Source organism: Methanolobus vulcani, from assembly GCF_006546655.1.
Taxonomy (GTDB): domain Archaea; phylum Halobacteriota; class Methanosarcinia; order Methanosarcinales; family Methanosarcinaceae; genus Methanolobus; species Methanolobus vulcani_A.
In genome coordinates, this window is sequence record NZ_VIAQ01000020.1 from 95274 (window position 1) to 111666 (window position 16393).

Consider the following 16393-nt stretch of genomic DNA (forward strand, 5'->3'; position numbering starts at 1 on the left):
AGGAATGCTTATGAAGAACCAGATAAGAATGATACCTTTTTTGAAAAGGTTTTTTCTTTATCTCACTATTTTTTTCATTTTATGGATTCCAATAGGCGGAAGGTACTTTGCAGCTTCTGTTGTTGTCGTTGATTTCCAGAATTTCTTCTTATTCTATCTCCCTTTGAATTTCATCCCTTTTGCTGCCCTTGTACTTGCAACATCTCTTGAAAGGAAAATGACTGTAAAGATCCTTATTATAGGTCTTATAATTACGATTATTTTCAATTTCACAATAGTTTATCTTCAACTGGCCTTTTTTTCTTACCAGGAACAATTGCTCTATATTTATGCGATCGGAAGGATTGCTTTTCCATTTCTTCTATGGCTGGTCTTTACTTACGACAAGCTGCTTATTACTTTACAGGGTTAGTTCTTCTGAACGATCGTTTCCTTGTTTTTATTTTCAATATCCGAGTCAATTATTATTAAGAAATTTATTGCTTAATGAGTAATATTGTTCTGTAGCATTGTTTCTGAACATTATTTGCAAAAACAGTTCCTAATATCTATTTCTTATCGGTTTATAATATCTGACTTCATATGATTAAATGGGGTTGTCGGTGGGTCTAATCCAGGGCAACTTTTGCAGGTATCATTGAACGAGTGGACACTAATCATTGACGAGTGGAGACGGAGTCATGTTTGATGGTACGGTATGTATGGTCTAAGAAAGGAGGATTTTAATAATGAAAATGAAAATCCAGCGCGGGCTATTATTAGTTGCTGTTGCTCTTGTTACTATTTGTATGATAGCAGCTACTGCCAGTGCTGAAGATGATGTAAATTCATTGAGAATCTACGGTGAAGATGGACTCAGTGCAGCATTTCCATACACTGACCCTGAAGCTCCCTTCGATCCAATGAACAATGAATCGCCAGTGAAAGATTTTGTAACATTCAATCCGGCTGTATTGGAAAACACTGATATTTTCGTAAACAATATCGATTCCAAGCAGAAGGTTTTTGCAACACAGTGGTTCGTACCCGAGTACACCGAACCTACTGGTATGGTATGGCTTGATAAATTTGATCGCTGTTTTGAGCGTACACTTGATGACGGAAGTGTAGAGGACGCATCAGAGCTGTTAACTGATGATGAGCTAAGAGAGATCTCTTTTGATGAGTTCCAGAAGCCCATACTGAAGGTTGAATGGATACCTGATCACAACGAGTATACATGGGAAGATGTGGTCACAGAATTTACCTACATGTTCGTCGACAAGCACTACGAGCCAGTGAGTGCAACTTCAAAGAGTTCAACTGGCGCTTATTGGACATCATTCTTGTTCCCAGTTGCAGACAATGATGATGAACAGATCGGTCTTGATGATTACGACATGAACGGCGATGGCGTTGATGACATGGTCGTGCTCAAGAAGGTCGGTGACTTTAACCGTGACGGATATAAGGACGTCATGATCAGTTCTGATAGTATGGTTGTTAGCGTCGGTGATCAAGTACAGTTCCTTGATCATATTGTAGAAGTCGAAGGTATTTACTACACTGATGGTAAGATTGACAGAGTTGGTCTAAAGGTTTACTACAATGGTAACAACGAAAACACAACATATCTTGACCACCTTTCTGGTGAAGTTCTTGACACACCTGAACACGTCCTCGGTCCACAGCAGATCGGTGGAGTGCAGATGATCAATATCGAACAGGGTATATTGAGTGCAGGTCGTCACACAGTGACAAAGGACAGACCACAGTTCTATGAACCATGGTATGTTCAGGTTGAAGCCGCTGGTGCAGGCCTTGATAAAGTTGTTCTGACAGTAGGAAGGCAGCTCTATACAAGAGAGACTTTCTTCGTAGATGGTGCTGAATACGATGTTGCCATGATCTATGGTCCTGATGATAGCTGGTATAACGGCGATGTCAAGTACATCACACTCAGAAACCCAGTTCCAGAACATGCTGATGTCTTCCTTGAAGACCTGTCTGTTATCAAGAGATGTGTGTATGATGAAGAGATCATACCTCTGCTCCCACCATTCAACATGGAGCACACAATGATCGATGATATTAACATTCCTCACACAGAGTACTGCTGTGATGTCACGGGATATATAGGCCATGACAGTTCAACTTATGAGGATGAGTGCATAGATTCTTCATATGACACAGTAAAAGAGAGGAGGATCTTTAACGTTGAGCCACTAGAGATCTACTTCATCAATAAGGATGATGAGTCAAGGTTCCATACAGACCTGTATGAGATACTTGATGAGAGTGACATCTATGATGAAGGATGGAAGTGGCTGCACATAAGGACAATGCCAGAATTCTACAAGGAGTTCGTCTATCCAGAACTACCTGATATTGATGATGGTACAGGTGACTTCCTTGTGACCAGTTCCTTCACTGCACCAAACTCAGAACTTTGTGACGACTGGGAGGCATATGTCTGCAACCCTGAAAACTATATCATCCCGCCACAGAGACTTATGTTTACCTATGACCAGGAGACCGGAGCAGATGATATCTATGTCAACGAGATAGACGACGATACCAATGGACTCAGGGTTTATGGTGAAGGAGACATGGATGCTGAATTCCCATACTCAGCAGACAATCCAGAAGGACCATTTGATCCACTGAACCCAGAAGCACCTGAGAAGGACTTTGTGACAATCAATCCTGCCCTGATAAAGGCCGCAATTGTTGTAGACAATGAGGATTCATACGAAAAGGTATTCTTCAGGCAGTGGTTCGTACCTGAGTACACAGAACCAACAGGTATGGTATGGCTTGACGATGTCTTTGGAAAGTGGGTACCAAATCATAATGAATATGTATGGGAAGATGTTGTGAACGAATTCAGTTACATGTTCATTGATAAGCACTGCCAGCCAATATCAGGCATTGCAACACCCGATGGCAACCCATCATGCTTCTGGGACTTGATGAATCTGGATGATCCACTATGGACATACTTCTGGTTCCCGGTTGCAGATGATGATACTCAGATCGGTCTTGACAGCATGGATATGAACGGTGACGGTATCGACGACCCAACATACCTGTTTGCTGCAACGGACTTCAACAATGACGGTAGAAAAGATGTAGCTCTTGGTTCTGAGGAATTCGTGGTAGGTGTAGGCGATACAGTACAGTTCCTTGATCACATTGTAGAAGTTGAAGGTATCTACTACGCTGATGGTAAGATCGACAGAGTTGCTGTAAAGGTTTACTACAACGGTAACGACGAAAACCCAACATATCTTGACCACCTTTCTGGTGAAGTTCTTGATACACCTGAACACGTTCTCGGTCCACAGCAGATCGGTGGAGTGCAGATGATCAATGTTGAACAGGGTATATTGAGCGCAGGTCGTCACACAGTGACAATGGATATACCTGACTTCTATAACCCATGGGCAATGCAGGTAACTGGTACCGGCGTAGCCAACGATAAGGTTGTTCTCCGTGTAGGACGTCTGCTCCACACTGGTGAGACCTTCTTCGTAGATGGTGCCGAATACGATGTCTCCATGATCTATGGTCCAGGTGATTACGATGTCAAGTATATCACAATCAGGAACCCTGTACCTGAGCACAGAGATGTCTTCCTGGAAGATCTGTCCGTTATCAAGAGATGTGTATATGATGAAGAGATCATACCTGTACTACCACCATTCAATGGTCCTTACATGATGATCGATGACATTGATCTGGTTCACAGCTCTTCAAACGAGGATAAGACTTGCTATTACTCTGATTTCACAGCTGCTTGTGACCGCACGCTTGATGCTCCTGCCCTTGAAATATACTTCACAGGCAAGGATGATGAGCCAAGGTTCCACACCAACCTGCTGGAGATTCTCAGAGAATGCTGCGGTATAGTTGGTGTATCAAGTGATACAGTCATTGATGATTGTGAGACATGGAAGTGGCTACACATCAGTACTATGCCGGAATTCTACAAGGAGTTCGTCTATCCGGATGTGCCTGACTATGATGGAAACAGTGGTGACTATCTCCTGACAAGCTCATTCACAGCACCTAATACTGATGCTTGTGATGACAGTCTCGAGCCGGTAAGGCTGATGTTCACCTATGATCCAACGGATGGCACAGGTCTGTACATGAACGGTGGTGTTCCAGCTATAGATGATCCAGATGAACCAGTCGTTGATCAGAGGAAAGGTGACGGTGACGGTGATGAAGACATCGATCTTGATGACTTCAGAGCATTTGCCGACGCATATGGCACTGAAGAAGGCGATTCGTACTATGATGTCATCTTCGACATGGATGATGATGGAGATATTGATCTCGATGACTTCAGAGCATTTGCAGATGTGTATAATACCTGATTGAGGTGTGATCATGACAGATAAAAAGATGAAGGGTCTGGTAGTTTCAGCTACCTCCCTTTTGATATTTTTCGCATGTTTCATCATGGTAGGTACAGGTCTTGCTGGTGCAGCATCATTGTCAGTTAATCCGGCACTAACAGAGGATCTTGCTCCAACAGATACTTTTTCAGTAGATGTTGTTGTGGATTCTGCTGGAACAGCTCTCAGTGGTATTGACTTTAGTCTGACATACGATACATCTGCTCTTGATGTAACAGGTGCTACTTACTCAGGTCTGCTGGACGGCATGTACTTCGTGAATTTGAACGATGGTGAGGTATTACTTGCAGCATTGGATAATTCACCTTATACTTCACATGCAGGAACTGTCCTTACCATTGACTTCGAGGTAAAGGCAGGTGCAGCAGATGGTATGTATGACCTTGAACTGGACGGTGTTACACTGCAAGATGGTAGTGAAGAGGATATTTCTCCAGTAACTATCAATGATGGTCAGGTAGAGGTTGAAGCAGAGAGCAGTGGTAGTGGAGACGAGGAGGTTCCAGTACTGGAGATCATAGCTGATACTGGTGTCTTCGGAGTGGGTGATACCTTCCAGGCAACCGTTGTTGTGGATTCTGCTGAAACAGCTCTCAGTGGTCTTGACTTTAGTATGGCATATGATACATCTGCTCTTGATGTAACAAGTGCTACTTACTCAGGTCTGCTGGACGGCATGTACTTCGTGAATTTGAACGATGGTGAGGTATTACTTGCAGCATTGGATACATCACCCTATGCTTCACAGGTAGGAACTGTCCTTACCATTGACTTCGAGGTAAAGGAAGGTGCACCAGATGGATTCTATACTCTGGATCTTACTGATGTCACACTTGAGGACGGAGATGAAAATCCAATAGCAGATGTCGATGTCATAGATGACATTGTTGAGATCGAAACACCTGTAGAAGTGGTCATTGAAGGAATAGATCTCCTGCCAGGATGGAACCTGATATCAGTTCCGGAGACACTTGAGAATGCAGACGTAGACTTTGTGCTTCAGGATTTCGGCGATACTGAAGTAGATAGTGTGTTCTATTACAATGCATCTTCAGGCATGATGGAGATACCAGAAGACTTTGAGCCATTAAAGGCATACTGGGTACACAACGATATGGGCGAGACAGTTACCATCAATGAGACATACCTCGTACCAATGGTACCATCTGTACCACCGATGCTTACGCTCTATCCTGGATGGAATGCAATAGGTCACACTGCTATGGTAGAGCTGTCTGCAGAGGTTGCTCTTTCCACCATAGATGACTGCTATGTCAAGGTCACTGGACCATGGCTTCCTGCTACAAGTGAATTTGCCTATGTGGGCTACAACGGACAGGAAGGTATCATCAATGGTAACCAGGTAGGTACCGATGTATTCGCTATGAATGTGTATGAAGGATATTTCGTATACGTGGATGAAGAATGTGTATTGGCCTGAGGTGAAAGGAAAATGAAAGATTTGCAGTGAGTTTTCTCACTGCTTTTTTAATTTATCAGAGGTGGACGTATGATTAGTGGTAAAATATATAGTGTTTCATTGAAGTTCTTAATAATCCTATTCTCACTCATAGTAATAGCTACGCCTGCTGTGGCCATTGGTCCTCCAATTGTATTAGGGGGAAACTTATTGGTGGATGGAAGTCCTGCATCAGTAGGGACGGAAGTGACAGTGGTTGCTGATGGACAGGTAGTTGCTGAAACAACTGTAACAACCGCAGGTCTTTTTGGTGATGAACGAAGTAACAGGCTGGGAGTGAGTTCTGATTATGGTATTGTCACACTTGAAGTAGATGGTGTGGAAGCGGCTACAATAGACCTGAGTAATTATCAGTCCGATGAGATGGTTTCACTCGATATTAGTGCAACTGCTCCTACTTCAACAACAGGAACAGGAGGAACTACCACTTCACATAGTAGTGGCGGTGGTGGAGGTTTTAGTAGTAGTAGTGCTACGACCTCGGAAACTGTTGTAGAGGAACCAGATGCTGATGTGGATACTGAATCTACTCTTGAAAGTACAACCGAGAGTACAATAGCTGAAGAAACGGCTAGTGAAGTTACAGAAGATGTGACGGAAGGATTCTCTTCTGTAAGTGGGACCGGTGGAATTATAGCCATATTTGGTCTAATCCTCATGGGGATTGTCATTGTTGGTTATAGGTCCAAGAAGAAATAGACCGAATCTGCAAGTTGGAATTATTTTTTCTTCCAACTTATTATTCTATCTGAGTGGGGAACAGCAGATGAAAGATACTGTGACTAATGGGGAGTGGTTACATTAGGAGAAGCAGGACTGCCATTAGCGTGGAGATATTAAAAACTGCATTGGAGGGAGCTAAAAAAACACATATAGTTTACAGTGCAAACCTGAACTTTGATATGGTTAACAGGTATCTTGAGATGTTAGAGGAAAAAGGTCTGATTGAACGCAAAGGAAATCTGTATGTAACAACTTCGAAAGGCAAGGAATTCCAGGAGATTGCAAAGGAATTAGGACTTTAATTTTTTTTATGGGCATGTTGTAATCATTCAATATGAGAGTTATTTCTATTCGTAATTAACTTGTACATAAAATATAGGAACTGTGTACATTATCTGTCTTAATTATTTATGAATATGCACACACTATTTATTAATTGAGAGTGTCTATGTACATGAATAGTTCTATATAGGGTCATGATATTTATAGTCGTGAACAGACCAATGGTATATTATATCTCAAAAATGGATGCATGATTATCTCCGGATGATCAATAAAAACACATCCAATAACTTCACGGAGGAAAAATGCTACTCAGAGAATTAATATATGGATTGCTGCCCTATTCAGTTCATCAAAAGATAGTCAGCTGGAAATGCAAATTCGAAAAACAGGATAATAATTTAATAGAGAATCATCTGGCATTATATCCCCCTTCTCTCGACATAAACAAAGTTGTAAGGGATGATCTGGATAAGTGTGTTGCCTTTTTACCATATTGTGCTAAGCCTTTAGGCGATCATGCTTGTCCTGTATCTGACAGGGAGCATAAACGTAAGAATCAGAAATGTATCAAGGTGTCCGGAGGTAAATGCACTGTTCCATGCTCTCTGGGAAATATGGTGGATATTCTTTTAAAACATGGTTTCACAAAGGACCAGATCTTCATAATTGACCGTGATTCCAATCTTTTCCCCTGGCTCAAACAAAAAAGAGCGGAAGGTTATGAGTATTTCATGCCAGGTACAGGTTGCAAATATGGCGTGTCCTATGCACTCGATTATATTGGCGGGAAGCTTGGTTACAAGGGATGCATAGCTTTTGTGGATGACTTTTGTCCGGAAGACAAAGATAATGGTGTCTGTAAATGCATGAATGATTATCTGGCAATGGAAGGTATTGACAAAGGCAAAAGAACTAAAGTTCATGAAGGTACAGTTCTCCTGATGGACCGTATACTCTCAGGCAATTATCAGGGTACAAAAGCGGACTCTAACAGTTCCCTTCATAAAAACGAACTTCCTTCAGGTAATGATCATTCAGCTTTCCATGGTTATTGATCATTATCTTTTTGCCTTATCGGTATATCTCTATTATCATTTTTTTTATTAATACCTGCTATGAATATTCCCTAATTTTACAAGTTGTTATGTATATTTTTTTATCATTGCAAAAAAACCTATTCCTTCCTTTATTTTATTGTAATGCTAAGGTTTTAGAATTAAATAAGTTATACTTTATTGTGGGGAAAATAGGCGTATCTTTAGTATTTGGTTTTTAAGGTGGGGGTATAAACGAAAATATCAGTGCTGGAAAAAGTATACTCATTTATTCCGTATTCATTGAATAAGAGATTGACCGAAAAGAGGTTGAGTTTCAATCAGGTCAATACTCGTTTGCTAAATTACAATATGGCTCTTTCAACACCTTCTTTAGATATTCAGAAGATAGTTGATGATGAGCTGGATAGCTGCGTATCTTTTATTCCCTACTGTGCGAAACCTTCCATTGATTACGTTTGTCCTGCATCTGATATAAATATGAGAAAAAACAGGAAATGTTTAAAGCTGGATGGGAAAAAATGCATTGTTCCCTGTTCCTTAGGGAGAATGGTAGATATATTAATGGAGAAAGGTTTCACAAAAGAAAGGATATTCGTAATTGATAGTGATTCCAATCTTTTCCCCTGGCTCAAAAAGAAAAAAAGTGAGGGTTACAACTATTTCCTTCCGGGTGTAGGATGCCACTATGGTGTAGGGTACGCGTTGAGATATGTCCAAAAAGAGATTGGTATGGAAGGTTGTATTGTATTCCTCCAGGATTATGATCCTCTGGACAAAGATCATGGTGTATGCAAAACGATCTTCGATTATAACAACATGGAAAAGATCGATAAGGGCAAAAGAACGAAGATAAGTGATGAATCACTTAGAATTATCGAAGACCTCCTTTCCGGGGATCTTGAGATATGAGTGATGTGAGTAGTGTTGTTGTGGCCAATTATAACTTTACTACGTTCCCTGGATCAAGTCTGATCTCAAAGAGCATCAGGAATGATGACATCCCTGGTTTGGGTGAGGTCTGGATATATGGGCTAAAGGGCAGTTTGAAGCGATATGTGCCGCATCTTAAAACGGACAGTTACCAATGGTGAGTTTGGCACCGGGGTCACAGATGAGGATGTAAAGGTTATTATTGCCGATCAGTTATCAACTACTGATTCCTGCTGGAATGGCCATGTTCATTGTATCTCATGGGATTGTGGTGTATTTCATTTTAGGAGGATTAATTCCTCCTTTTTTTCCTAAAAACATATACTGATTTGGTTTTGCTGCAACGATTAAATTCATTTCATTTTATATTATAGAGTCGAACTGCCTTTTTATGCTGGTATTAAATAAAAACCGTTTTCCTGAACATTTGTACTAAGCAAATTTACTGAACTTAGTTTGCTGCATCGATATATATTGTGATGACTAAACCATTATTGAGAAGTGTTTCTTTATGAAATGGGAGCGGAAAATAATGAATAGATTACATGTAATGTTTGTAATGTTGATCATTTTATTCTCCGTGCCCAGTGCCATGGCAATAACCGTGGATGGGGTACGTGGAGTTGGTGAGTGGGACGAAAATTGGGCTTATGCGCAGTATAATGCTTCATCGTATAATCCCTATGCTTCATTTGGTGACCGAATGGTGGTCAGACAGGGTGTATATAATAATCCTGTCGATCTTGTAACAGATGAGTGGAATGATATTGACCCCAAAGATGATTCGGGCGGAGATTTTGATGAATCAATGGCAGTAAATGGTGTTGCTGCTACGGACTATTCAAGTGGCCTTGATGTCAGTAAGATATATGGACATTACGATCCGATAAATGATATTTTGTATGGTATGACTGAAGTTTATGGAATACCCGGAGATGGCGATGGGAATGGCGAAATATATTCAGAAGAACCAGCTGATGGCGATACAACCGCAGGTCCTGCAGGTTCTGGAATTGGACTGACCGAGTCTTGGGTCATCAGGATTATTCAAGTATCTACGGGTGATTCTTCACTTATCCTGGTGAACGCTAATGCGTGGACAGTTTCTTCTAGTGTCGGTATGACGAATTCGGACGTATATGCCCATTTGACATCTGATCACTTCAATGTGGCCAATCCTGATGATCTGCCAAAGTCCGTCTATGAAATCAGCATTTCAGATTTCAGTACTTTCTATGACGTGAGCCCAGGGGAAGTTCTGGCGGTAGAGGTATTATCTGGTTCATCCGGTGATAGTTCTGTTGGTGAAGATACAGCTGTTGTTTTCATCGAGATTCCAAATCCTGAGATTCACATAGAGAAGGCAACTAACGGCGTTGACGCAGATACTTATGAAGAGGCTCCTGAACTAAGTCTTGGACAGGATGTGACATGGACCTATGTTGTCACTAACACTGGAAATGTACCACTGGCAGATGTTGAAGTTACGGATGATCAGGGTGTAATTCCAGTCTTCCAAGGCGGTGATACTGACGGAGATGGTCTCCTTGATCTGACTGAGACCTGGACTTATGAGGCAGAAGGCACTGCTGAATGTGGTGACTACGAGAATGTTGCCGACGTCGTAGGTTATTATGGTGTCATTCCAGTAACAGATGATGACCCGAGTCACTATGTTGTAAGCTGCGAACCTGATATTGACATTGAGAAGTCAACTAACGGTTTTGATGCAGATTTCCCTTCAGGTCCTGCGATAGAAGTTGGTGAGACCATAACCTGGAAATACGTTGTAACCAACACCGGGGATGCAGCACTGACGAACATTGTCGTTGTGGATGATGTCATTGGCACTATTGGTAATGATAAGATCACTGACAAGGCCGATGGCGATGATGTTCTTGAGATAGGAGAGGAATGGACCTATATTGTCACTGATACACTGGAGGAATGCACTCCTCTGTACAAGAACACTGGAAATGTGACCGGTGAAGCTGTAGATGATGGAACTGTTGTAACAGATGAAGATCCAAGTCACTACCACTGCAAATCTGTAGTTCCAACACTGACGCCTGTTGGTATACTGGCCATGATCGGTGCGCTTGGAATTCTTGGAATGGTCACGCTAAGAAGACGTGATTAATTCCAATCCTCTCTTTTTTTTCTTTTTTGATATCTGCTGGAAGAGTTACAATGAAAAAAGACAGGAAACTTAAGGGTAGCAGAAAACAAAAGGCTGCAGAAAAGGTATCTATTCCTTCAATCGGTCTTAAAGTCCATGTAGTGAGTTTTCTGGAAAAGAATAAGACAGTACTTAGATTTGTAGGTCCTTATCTGTTTTACATAGCACTTTTTACAGGGATATATGTGATCTTCCAGGATAGGTTTGTCTTCCTGAGTACATTGACCGCAAATACACTTTCTGGTATAATGTCTCTTTTAGGGGTGGAAAGTTATTCCTACGGTCAGTCTGTTTATATGGGTGGTATCTCTGTATTGGTCATAGATGAATGTACGGGCATCTATGAACTGCTGGTCTATGCAGGATGTGTGCTTGCTTATCCCACAACGTTGCGTAACAAATTCATGGGTCTGGCTCTGGGTGTACCTGCAATGTTGATCATAAATATGTTCAGGCTGATCTTCCTCTCTTTCATTGGGATTATGTATCCTTCACTTTTTAGCTATATGCATTACTATCTATGGCAAATAACCTTTATTTTCCTGATAGTTATGCTTATGTTACTATGGATAGAGAAAATAGTAAAAGCGGGAGTATTTGAACAACATAAAGTGAATTAAAAAGGATTATTTATTCAAAGGTGAGTAAACAACAAACATCACCAACTTCATTACAAAGTATGATGTATGGGGGTCAATTTGTCTGATAGTCCGGTTAACTCACTATATTTTTTATATCTCTGGCATGAAGTCGAATTAGTTTATTTAATTTAACATTTCAATAGGTTTTTAACCGATAACCCTTATAGTACAGCAGGATTCCCATGAAAGCTGCTTTCATGGATATATTGTCATAAAAAAGGAGGCCATATTATGCTGGAGATCAATAATCTGACAGTTGAAATCGGCGGCCGAAGGATACTGAAAGGCGTTGACCTCGATGTCGAAGCCGGTTATACTAATGTTCTTTTCGGGCCAAACGGCGCAGGCAAATCTGCACTTCTGATGACCCTTATGGGTTTTAGTGGTTATAATGTTGTAGAGGGAGAAATAATTTTCAAAGGAGAGGATATAACCAATATGTCGGTCTATGAAAGAGCACAGATGGGCATGGGTATTATGACGCAGCGACCACCTAACATGAGTGGCGTCAAACTATACGATCTCCTGAATGTCATATCAAAAGATATGAAAGATACAGAAGCCCTTGCTGAAGCTATCGATATGGTCCGGTTCTATGAAAGAGATGTCAATGTAGGATTCTCCGGAGGAGAGATCAAGAGATCTGAGCTTCTCCAGCTTTCAGCGCAAAATCCTGATTTTATATTGCTTGATGAACCTGAATCAGGTGTTGACCTTGTAAGTATTGAACAACTTGGTAAAACGATAAATAGTCTTCTTCAGAAAGACTGCAAGTGTCCTGGTGACAGGTGCTGTCATGGTAAATCTGCACTGGTAATCACGCACACTGGTCAGGTACTTGATTATATCGAGGCTGACAGGGGTTATATCCTGTGCAATGGGACCGTTATGTGCTCAGGAAACCCACGTGAAATGCTCACTGAAATAAAGGAACAGGGATATGAGGAGTGTATCAAATGCAAGCTGATGAAGATATGAGGAAGAAGGCAGAAGCAGCCCTCAAAAAGAATGCAGCATACGGTGAGGACTTTGACCTTAATGAATATGGGCTTGCATCAGAAACGGAAGAAAGGGCCGATGACCTCGAAGAGCTAAGTGAAGAAGATCAGAGAACACTTCTCAATGTTGGATTCACACCTTCCGAGGATAACAGGTCAGGTAGTTTCCTGATGCTTAATAATGCTGTGACTCATTCATCCCTGCGTGACGATGATGTTGTAGAACTGATGTCCCTGCGTGATGCTATGAGGGTTCATGATTGGGTAAAAGACTATTCATGGAAGCTTGTAGAGCCGGATAAGGACAAGTACACTGCAATGAGCTATCTTCAGGATGCAAACGGATACTTTATCAGAGCACCTGCAGGTAAGAAGTCCAAAATGCCTGTGCAGACATGTCTGCTTATCGGTTCCAAACAGGTATCCCAGACCGTTCACAATATTGTCATTGTGGAAGAGGGAGCAGAACTTGATGTTATTACAGGATGTTCTACAAAGCATGGTATTGACAAAGGTCTTCACCTTGGTATCTCAGAAATGTATGTGAAAAAGGGTGCAACTCTTAATTTCACTATGATCCACAACTGGGGTGAAGAGATTGGTGTAAGGCCAAGGACTGTTGTTCATGTGGAAGAAGGCGGTACATACATCAGTAATTATGTAACCCTGAAACCTGTAAAGTCAGTTCAGGCATATCCTACAGTAATTCTTGAAGGTAAAGGTGCTTTTGCAAGACTTAATACAATTGCTGTTGCACATCCGGGATCCGAACTTGACCTTGGAAGCAAGGTTGTGTTCAATGCCGAGGACACAAAGGCTGAGCTGATTTCCAGGACCATCACCACAGGCGGCAAGGCTATTGCCCGTGGTGAGATGATAGGTAATGCAAACAATGCAAAAGGTCACCTGGAATGTCACGGACTTGTTCTTGGTGGAGGAATGCAGAGAGCAATTCCTATACTTGAGGCAAATGTTGAGGATATCGAATTGTCACACGAGGCTGCTGTGGGAAGGATCGCACGGGAACAGATTGAATATCTGATGGCAAGAGGCCTTACAGAAGAGGATGCAGTGGGTATGATCGTCAGAGGTTTCCTTGATGTTGGTATTCAGGGTATTCCAGACGAGCTTAAGGCGGATATTGATGCCACTATTGCAAAGATTGGAGAGAATGCGATCTGATCTTTCCTATTTTTATTTATACTTTGAATAAGGTTTATTAACTCATATTAATTAATTGTTTGAGGAGAATGAATGAATCAAAAATACGGAGCAATTATTTTAGCCGCTATAATGGTCTTGTCAGTTTTTTCTTATTTTGTTGCAAGCTTTGTAGGAAATTCCAACGATGTTGAAGATACAAGTACAGATGTGCAGGATGCACCCGGATTTGAGGTTATCGGTGGTACTCATTTTAGCGCAGAAATGAATTCTCTTTCTGATGGGCTTGCATTTACTCCAGAAGGCATGACTAATGCAATATATGTAGATTATTCCAGAACATATGGTACTCCGCTTCAGGATTATAATGTTACCGATCTGTATATGTATTACAATACTATGATGATCACAAGATACTCAGCATATAATATTACAGGCAGTTATGGATTTGAAGCAGATAAGTTGAATCCTGAGGTTGTAGGCTTTAATTATACTATCGCTGATTCTTATAATGGTTATTCGCTTCTGTTCAGAGGTAATGGTATTTATAACATAATTGGAACTCCAACTCTGTTGGGAGATGTTGGAACTCTTGAAAAAGTCATTGATGTGGCATCAGGTACAAGTCCTGCTTCAGATGAATTCAATGAAATTATGGGCTATGTAACTCCTGGTGCGGAATATCAGGTTTTGATATCTACAGACACTCTGGCTGATCAGCATTATCTGGAATATAGAAATATGAATGATGGAAATTATTCCAAGACTGAGATATTCCTTAATCCACTTGACAGCACTGTTGATACAGTCTCAAAACTTGAAGCAAATTGTACTGCAAGAAACCTTGTTTACAATACCAGTACTTATGATGATGGAAATATTTTGAAAGTTGTTGTTACAGCTAATACAACAAATTTCATCAATCTCGTAACAGAACAATATTACTAACTTTGATGAGATGAATTCTCATCTCTATTTCTCTTTTTTCGGCCACAAGCTTTATACCTGAACAGGTTATTTAAAGACTCCAATTGCGCATTCTGGAAAAGCTATAATTAATTTATAAGCAGGAATGCAGTAATTCACAGCCATTACTTTGGCATATGTGTCAGTTAACTTATTGATTAACATTGTTACAATCGTAATTGGCCAAATTAGCCGCAGTTGCGGCACACAATGAATAATGAAAAACCATGAGTATACAGCATGGTTTCGAAGGAGAAAATAATATGGCAGCAAAATTTGATGTTCCGGAAGAACTCGCTAACAAGGCACTCGAGAGTGTAGAGCTTGCAAGAGACACAGGCAAATTAAAGAAAGGAATCAATGAAGTGACAAAAGCTATTGAGAGAGGCATTACAAAGCTCGCAGTAATTGCAGAGGATGTCGATCCGGCAGAAGTCATTGCACACATTGCACCACTTTGTGAAGAGAAGAACACTGCATATATATATGTAAAAGAGCAGAAAGAGCTCGGTGCAGCCTGTGGAATCGGTGTCGCTTGCTCAGCAGTCGCTATTGTAGACGCTGGCAAGGGTGGCGAGATTGTAGAAGACGTTGCACAGAAAGTAAGTGCACTTAAATAATCCTGATACGTGAGGTATCGTTATGGCAGACGAAGATTCAGGCTATGCGGCTGAAGTCATTGATGTTATCGGTAACACCGGTATGCATGGTGAAGCCAGCCAGATTCAGTGCCGCGTACTCGAAGGACGCGACAAGGGTCGTATAATCACCCGTAATTGCGTTGGTCCTGTAAGGATCGGTGACATTTTCATGTTGATCGAGACTTCCAGAGAAGCCAAGAAACTGACTACCAGATGAGGTGACTGATATGGAACAGAGAAAATGTTCATTTTGTGGTGAACTTCTTGAACCAGGCACAGGTAAGCTCTTCGTAAAGAAGGATGGCTCAATATACTATTTCTGCTCATCCAAATGCGAAGGCAACTTTGAACTTGGAAGATTACCAAGGCGTACCGTCTGGACCGAACAGGGCAGAATTTACTTGAAGAAAGCATAATCGGGTGTTCTAAATGGAACAGACATACATTATGATCAAACCGGACGCTGTACAGCGTGGACTTATGGGTGAGATCATTTCAAGAATTGAGAAACGTGGTCTTAAGATCGCAGCCATGAGACTTGGTGTCATGAGTGAGGAAAGTGCAAAGGAGCACTATAAGGAACATGTTCAAAGACCTTTCTTCGCTTCACTTATAGAATATGTAACATCAGGACCATCTGTCTCAATGGTTGTTGAAGGTAAGAATGCTATTGCAATCATGCGTGCAGTAAATGGTGCAACAAATCCTGTTGAAGCACTTCCTGGTACAATCAGAGGTGACTTCGCAGTAGAGACCGGCAGAAATGTCGTCCATGCATCAGATTCAACAGAAGCTGCAAAGCGTGAAATGGCTATCCACTTCAAGGATTCAGAGATAGTTAATTATACCAAGATCGATGAGGTCTGTCTCTACGAGTAAAAAGGTTAGAATCGGGTTTTTGCTTTTGCAAATATCCTGATAATTC

17 protein-coding genes are annotated in these 16393 nt (G+C 41.2%); all 17 read left to right on the forward strand.

Annotated elements, in window-relative coordinates; translation table 11 throughout:
• The first annotated feature begins 10 nt into the window (after positions 1-10).
• Positions 11-412, forward strand: a complete 402-nt coding sequence (locus FKV42_RS13330) for a hypothetical protein (protein ID WP_154810788.1) — start codon at positions 11-13, stop codon at positions 410-412.
• A gap of 316 nt (positions 413-728) precedes the next feature.
• Positions 729-4364, forward strand: coding sequence for a hypothetical protein (locus FKV42_RS13335; protein WP_154810789.1), 3636 nt, complete (start codon positions 729-731; stop codon positions 4362-4364).
• Between the two features lie 13 nt (positions 4365-4377).
• Complete coding sequence (locus FKV42_RS13340) at positions 4378-5847, forward strand: cohesin domain-containing protein (protein ID WP_154810790.1); 1470 nt, start codon at positions 4378-4380, stop codon at positions 5845-5847.
• A 69-nt stretch (positions 5848-5916) separates the two neighbouring features.
• Complete coding sequence (locus FKV42_RS13345; RefSeq protein WP_154810791.1) at positions 5917-6585, forward strand: hypothetical protein; 669 nt, start codon at positions 5917-5919, stop codon at positions 6583-6585.
• Between the two features lie 86 nt (positions 6586-6671).
• Positions 6672-6911 carry a winged helix-turn-helix domain-containing protein gene (locus FKV42_RS13350; protein WP_154810792.1) on the forward strand — a complete coding sequence of 80 codons (240 nt, stop codon included), beginning with the start codon at positions 6672-6674 and terminating at the stop codon, positions 6909-6911.
• A gap of 285 nt (positions 6912-7196) precedes the next feature.
• Positions 7197-7949, forward strand: coding sequence for a hypothetical protein (locus FKV42_RS13355; RefSeq protein WP_196214144.1), 753 nt, complete (start codon positions 7197-7199; stop codon positions 7947-7949).
• A 294-nt stretch (positions 7950-8243) separates the two neighbouring features.
• Positions 8244-8861: a hypothetical protein gene (locus FKV42_RS13360; RefSeq protein WP_230375723.1), complete on the forward strand. Its 618-nt coding sequence runs from the start codon at positions 8244-8246 to the stop codon at positions 8859-8861.
• Positions 8858-9043, forward strand: a complete 186-nt coding sequence (locus tag FKV42_RS13365; RefSeq protein ID WP_154810794.1) for a hypothetical protein — start codon at positions 8858-8860, stop codon at positions 9041-9043. Before FKV42_RS13360 ends, FKV42_RS13365 begins: the two co-directional genes overlap by 4 nt.
• Before the next feature lie 371 nt (positions 9044-9414).
• Positions 9415-11022 carry a DUF7507 domain-containing protein gene (locus FKV42_RS13370; protein ID WP_196214145.1) on the forward strand — a complete coding sequence of 536 codons (1608 nt, stop codon included), beginning with the start codon at positions 9415-9417 and terminating at the stop codon, positions 11020-11022.
• A gap of 50 nt (positions 11023-11072) precedes the next feature.
• Positions 11073-11681: an archaeosortase B gene (gene artB, locus FKV42_RS13375; protein WP_154810796.1), complete on the forward strand. Its 609-nt coding sequence runs from the start codon at positions 11073-11075 to the stop codon at positions 11679-11681.
• 252 nt (positions 11682-11933) lie between these two features.
• Complete coding sequence (locus FKV42_RS13380; protein ID WP_154810797.1) at positions 11934-12680, forward strand: ABC transporter ATP-binding protein; 747 nt, start codon at positions 11934-11936, stop codon at positions 12678-12680.
• A complete protein-coding gene (locus tag FKV42_RS13385) occupies positions 12659-13882 on the forward strand; it encodes a SufB/SufD family protein (protein WP_154810798.1) in 1224 nt (407 codons plus the stop codon). The genes FKV42_RS13380 and FKV42_RS13385 overlap by 22 nt, the downstream gene beginning before the upstream one ends.
• 72 nt (positions 13883-13954) lie before the next feature.
• Positions 13955-14809 (forward strand): hypothetical protein, encoded by an 855-nt coding sequence (locus FKV42_RS13390; RefSeq protein ID WP_154810799.1) that lies wholly within the window; start codon positions 13955-13957, stop codon positions 14807-14809.
• Positions 14810-15090: 281 nt separating this feature from the next.
• On the forward strand, positions 15091-15447 hold the full coding sequence (gene rpl7ae, locus FKV42_RS13395; RefSeq protein ID WP_154810800.1) for a 50S ribosomal protein L7Ae: 357 nt from the start codon (positions 15091-15093) through the stop codon (positions 15445-15447).
• Positions 15448-15469: 22 nt separating this feature from the next.
• Positions 15470-15685, forward strand: a complete 216-nt coding sequence (locus FKV42_RS13400; RefSeq protein ID WP_154810801.1) for a 30S ribosomal protein S28e — start codon at positions 15470-15472, stop codon at positions 15683-15685.
• Between the two features lie 10 nt (positions 15686-15695).
• Entirely contained in the window at positions 15696-15884 is a 189-nt protein-coding gene (locus FKV42_RS13405; protein ID WP_154810802.1) for a 50S ribosomal protein L24e, read from the forward strand.
• A 13-nt stretch (positions 15885-15897) separates the two neighbouring features.
• Positions 15898-16347 (forward strand): nucleoside-diphosphate kinase, encoded by a 450-nt coding sequence (ndk, locus tag FKV42_RS13410; protein WP_154810803.1) that lies wholly within the window; start codon positions 15898-15900, stop codon positions 16345-16347.
• The last annotated feature ends 46 nt before the right edge of the window (positions 16348-16393 follow it).

Coding starts and splice junctions, on each gene's coding strand:
- FKV42_RS13405 (WP_154810802.1), top strand. CDS start 15,696: ATGGAACAGAGAAAATGTTCATTTTGTGGTGAACTTCTTGAACCAGGC.
- artB (WP_154810796.1), top strand. CDS start 11,073: ATGAAAAAAGACAGGAAACTTAAGGGTAGCAGAAAACAAAAGGCTGCA.
- FKV42_RS13380 (WP_154810797.1), top strand. CDS start 11,934: ATGCTGGAGATCAATAATCTGACAGTTGAAATCGGCGGCCGAAGGATA.
- ndk (WP_154810803.1), top strand. CDS start 15,898: ATGGAACAGACATACATTATGATCAAACCGGACGCTGTACAGCGTGGA.
- FKV42_RS13365 (WP_154810794.1), top strand. CDS start 8,858: ATGAGTGATGTGAGTAGTGTTGTTGTGGCCAATTATAACTTTACTACG.
- FKV42_RS13350 (WP_154810792.1), top strand. CDS start 6,672: ATGGGGAGTGGTTACATTAGGAGAAGCAGGACTGCCATTAGCGTGGAG.
- FKV42_RS13330 (WP_154810788.1), top strand. CDS start 11: ATGAAGAACCAGATAAGAATGATACCTTTTTTGAAAAGGTTTTTTCTT.
- FKV42_RS13345 (WP_154810791.1), top strand. CDS start 5,917: ATGATTAGTGGTAAAATATATAGTGTTTCATTGAAGTTCTTAATAATC.
- FKV42_RS13400 (WP_154810801.1), top strand. CDS start 15,470: ATGGCAGACGAAGATTCAGGCTATGCGGCTGAAGTCATTGATGTTATC.
- FKV42_RS13385 (WP_154810798.1), top strand. CDS start 12,659: ATGCAAGCTGATGAAGATATGAGGAAGAAGGCAGAAGCAGCCCTCAAA.
- FKV42_RS13340 (WP_154810790.1), top strand. CDS start 4,378: ATGACAGATAAAAAGATGAAGGGTCTGGTAGTTTCAGCTACCTCCCTT.
- FKV42_RS13355 (WP_196214144.1), top strand. CDS start 7,197: ATGCTACTCAGAGAATTAATATATGGATTGCTGCCCTATTCAGTTCAT.
- FKV42_RS13390 (WP_154810799.1), top strand. CDS start 13,955: ATGAATCAAAAATACGGAGCAATTATTTTAGCCGCTATAATGGTCTTG.
- rpl7ae (WP_154810800.1), top strand. CDS start 15,091: ATGGCAGCAAAATTTGATGTTCCGGAAGAACTCGCTAACAAGGCACTC.
- FKV42_RS13335 (WP_154810789.1), top strand. CDS start 729: ATGAAAATGAAAATCCAGCGCGGGCTATTATTAGTTGCTGTTGCTCTT.
- FKV42_RS13370 (WP_196214145.1), top strand. CDS start 9,415: ATGAATAGATTACATGTAATGTTTGTAATGTTGATCATTTTATTCTCC.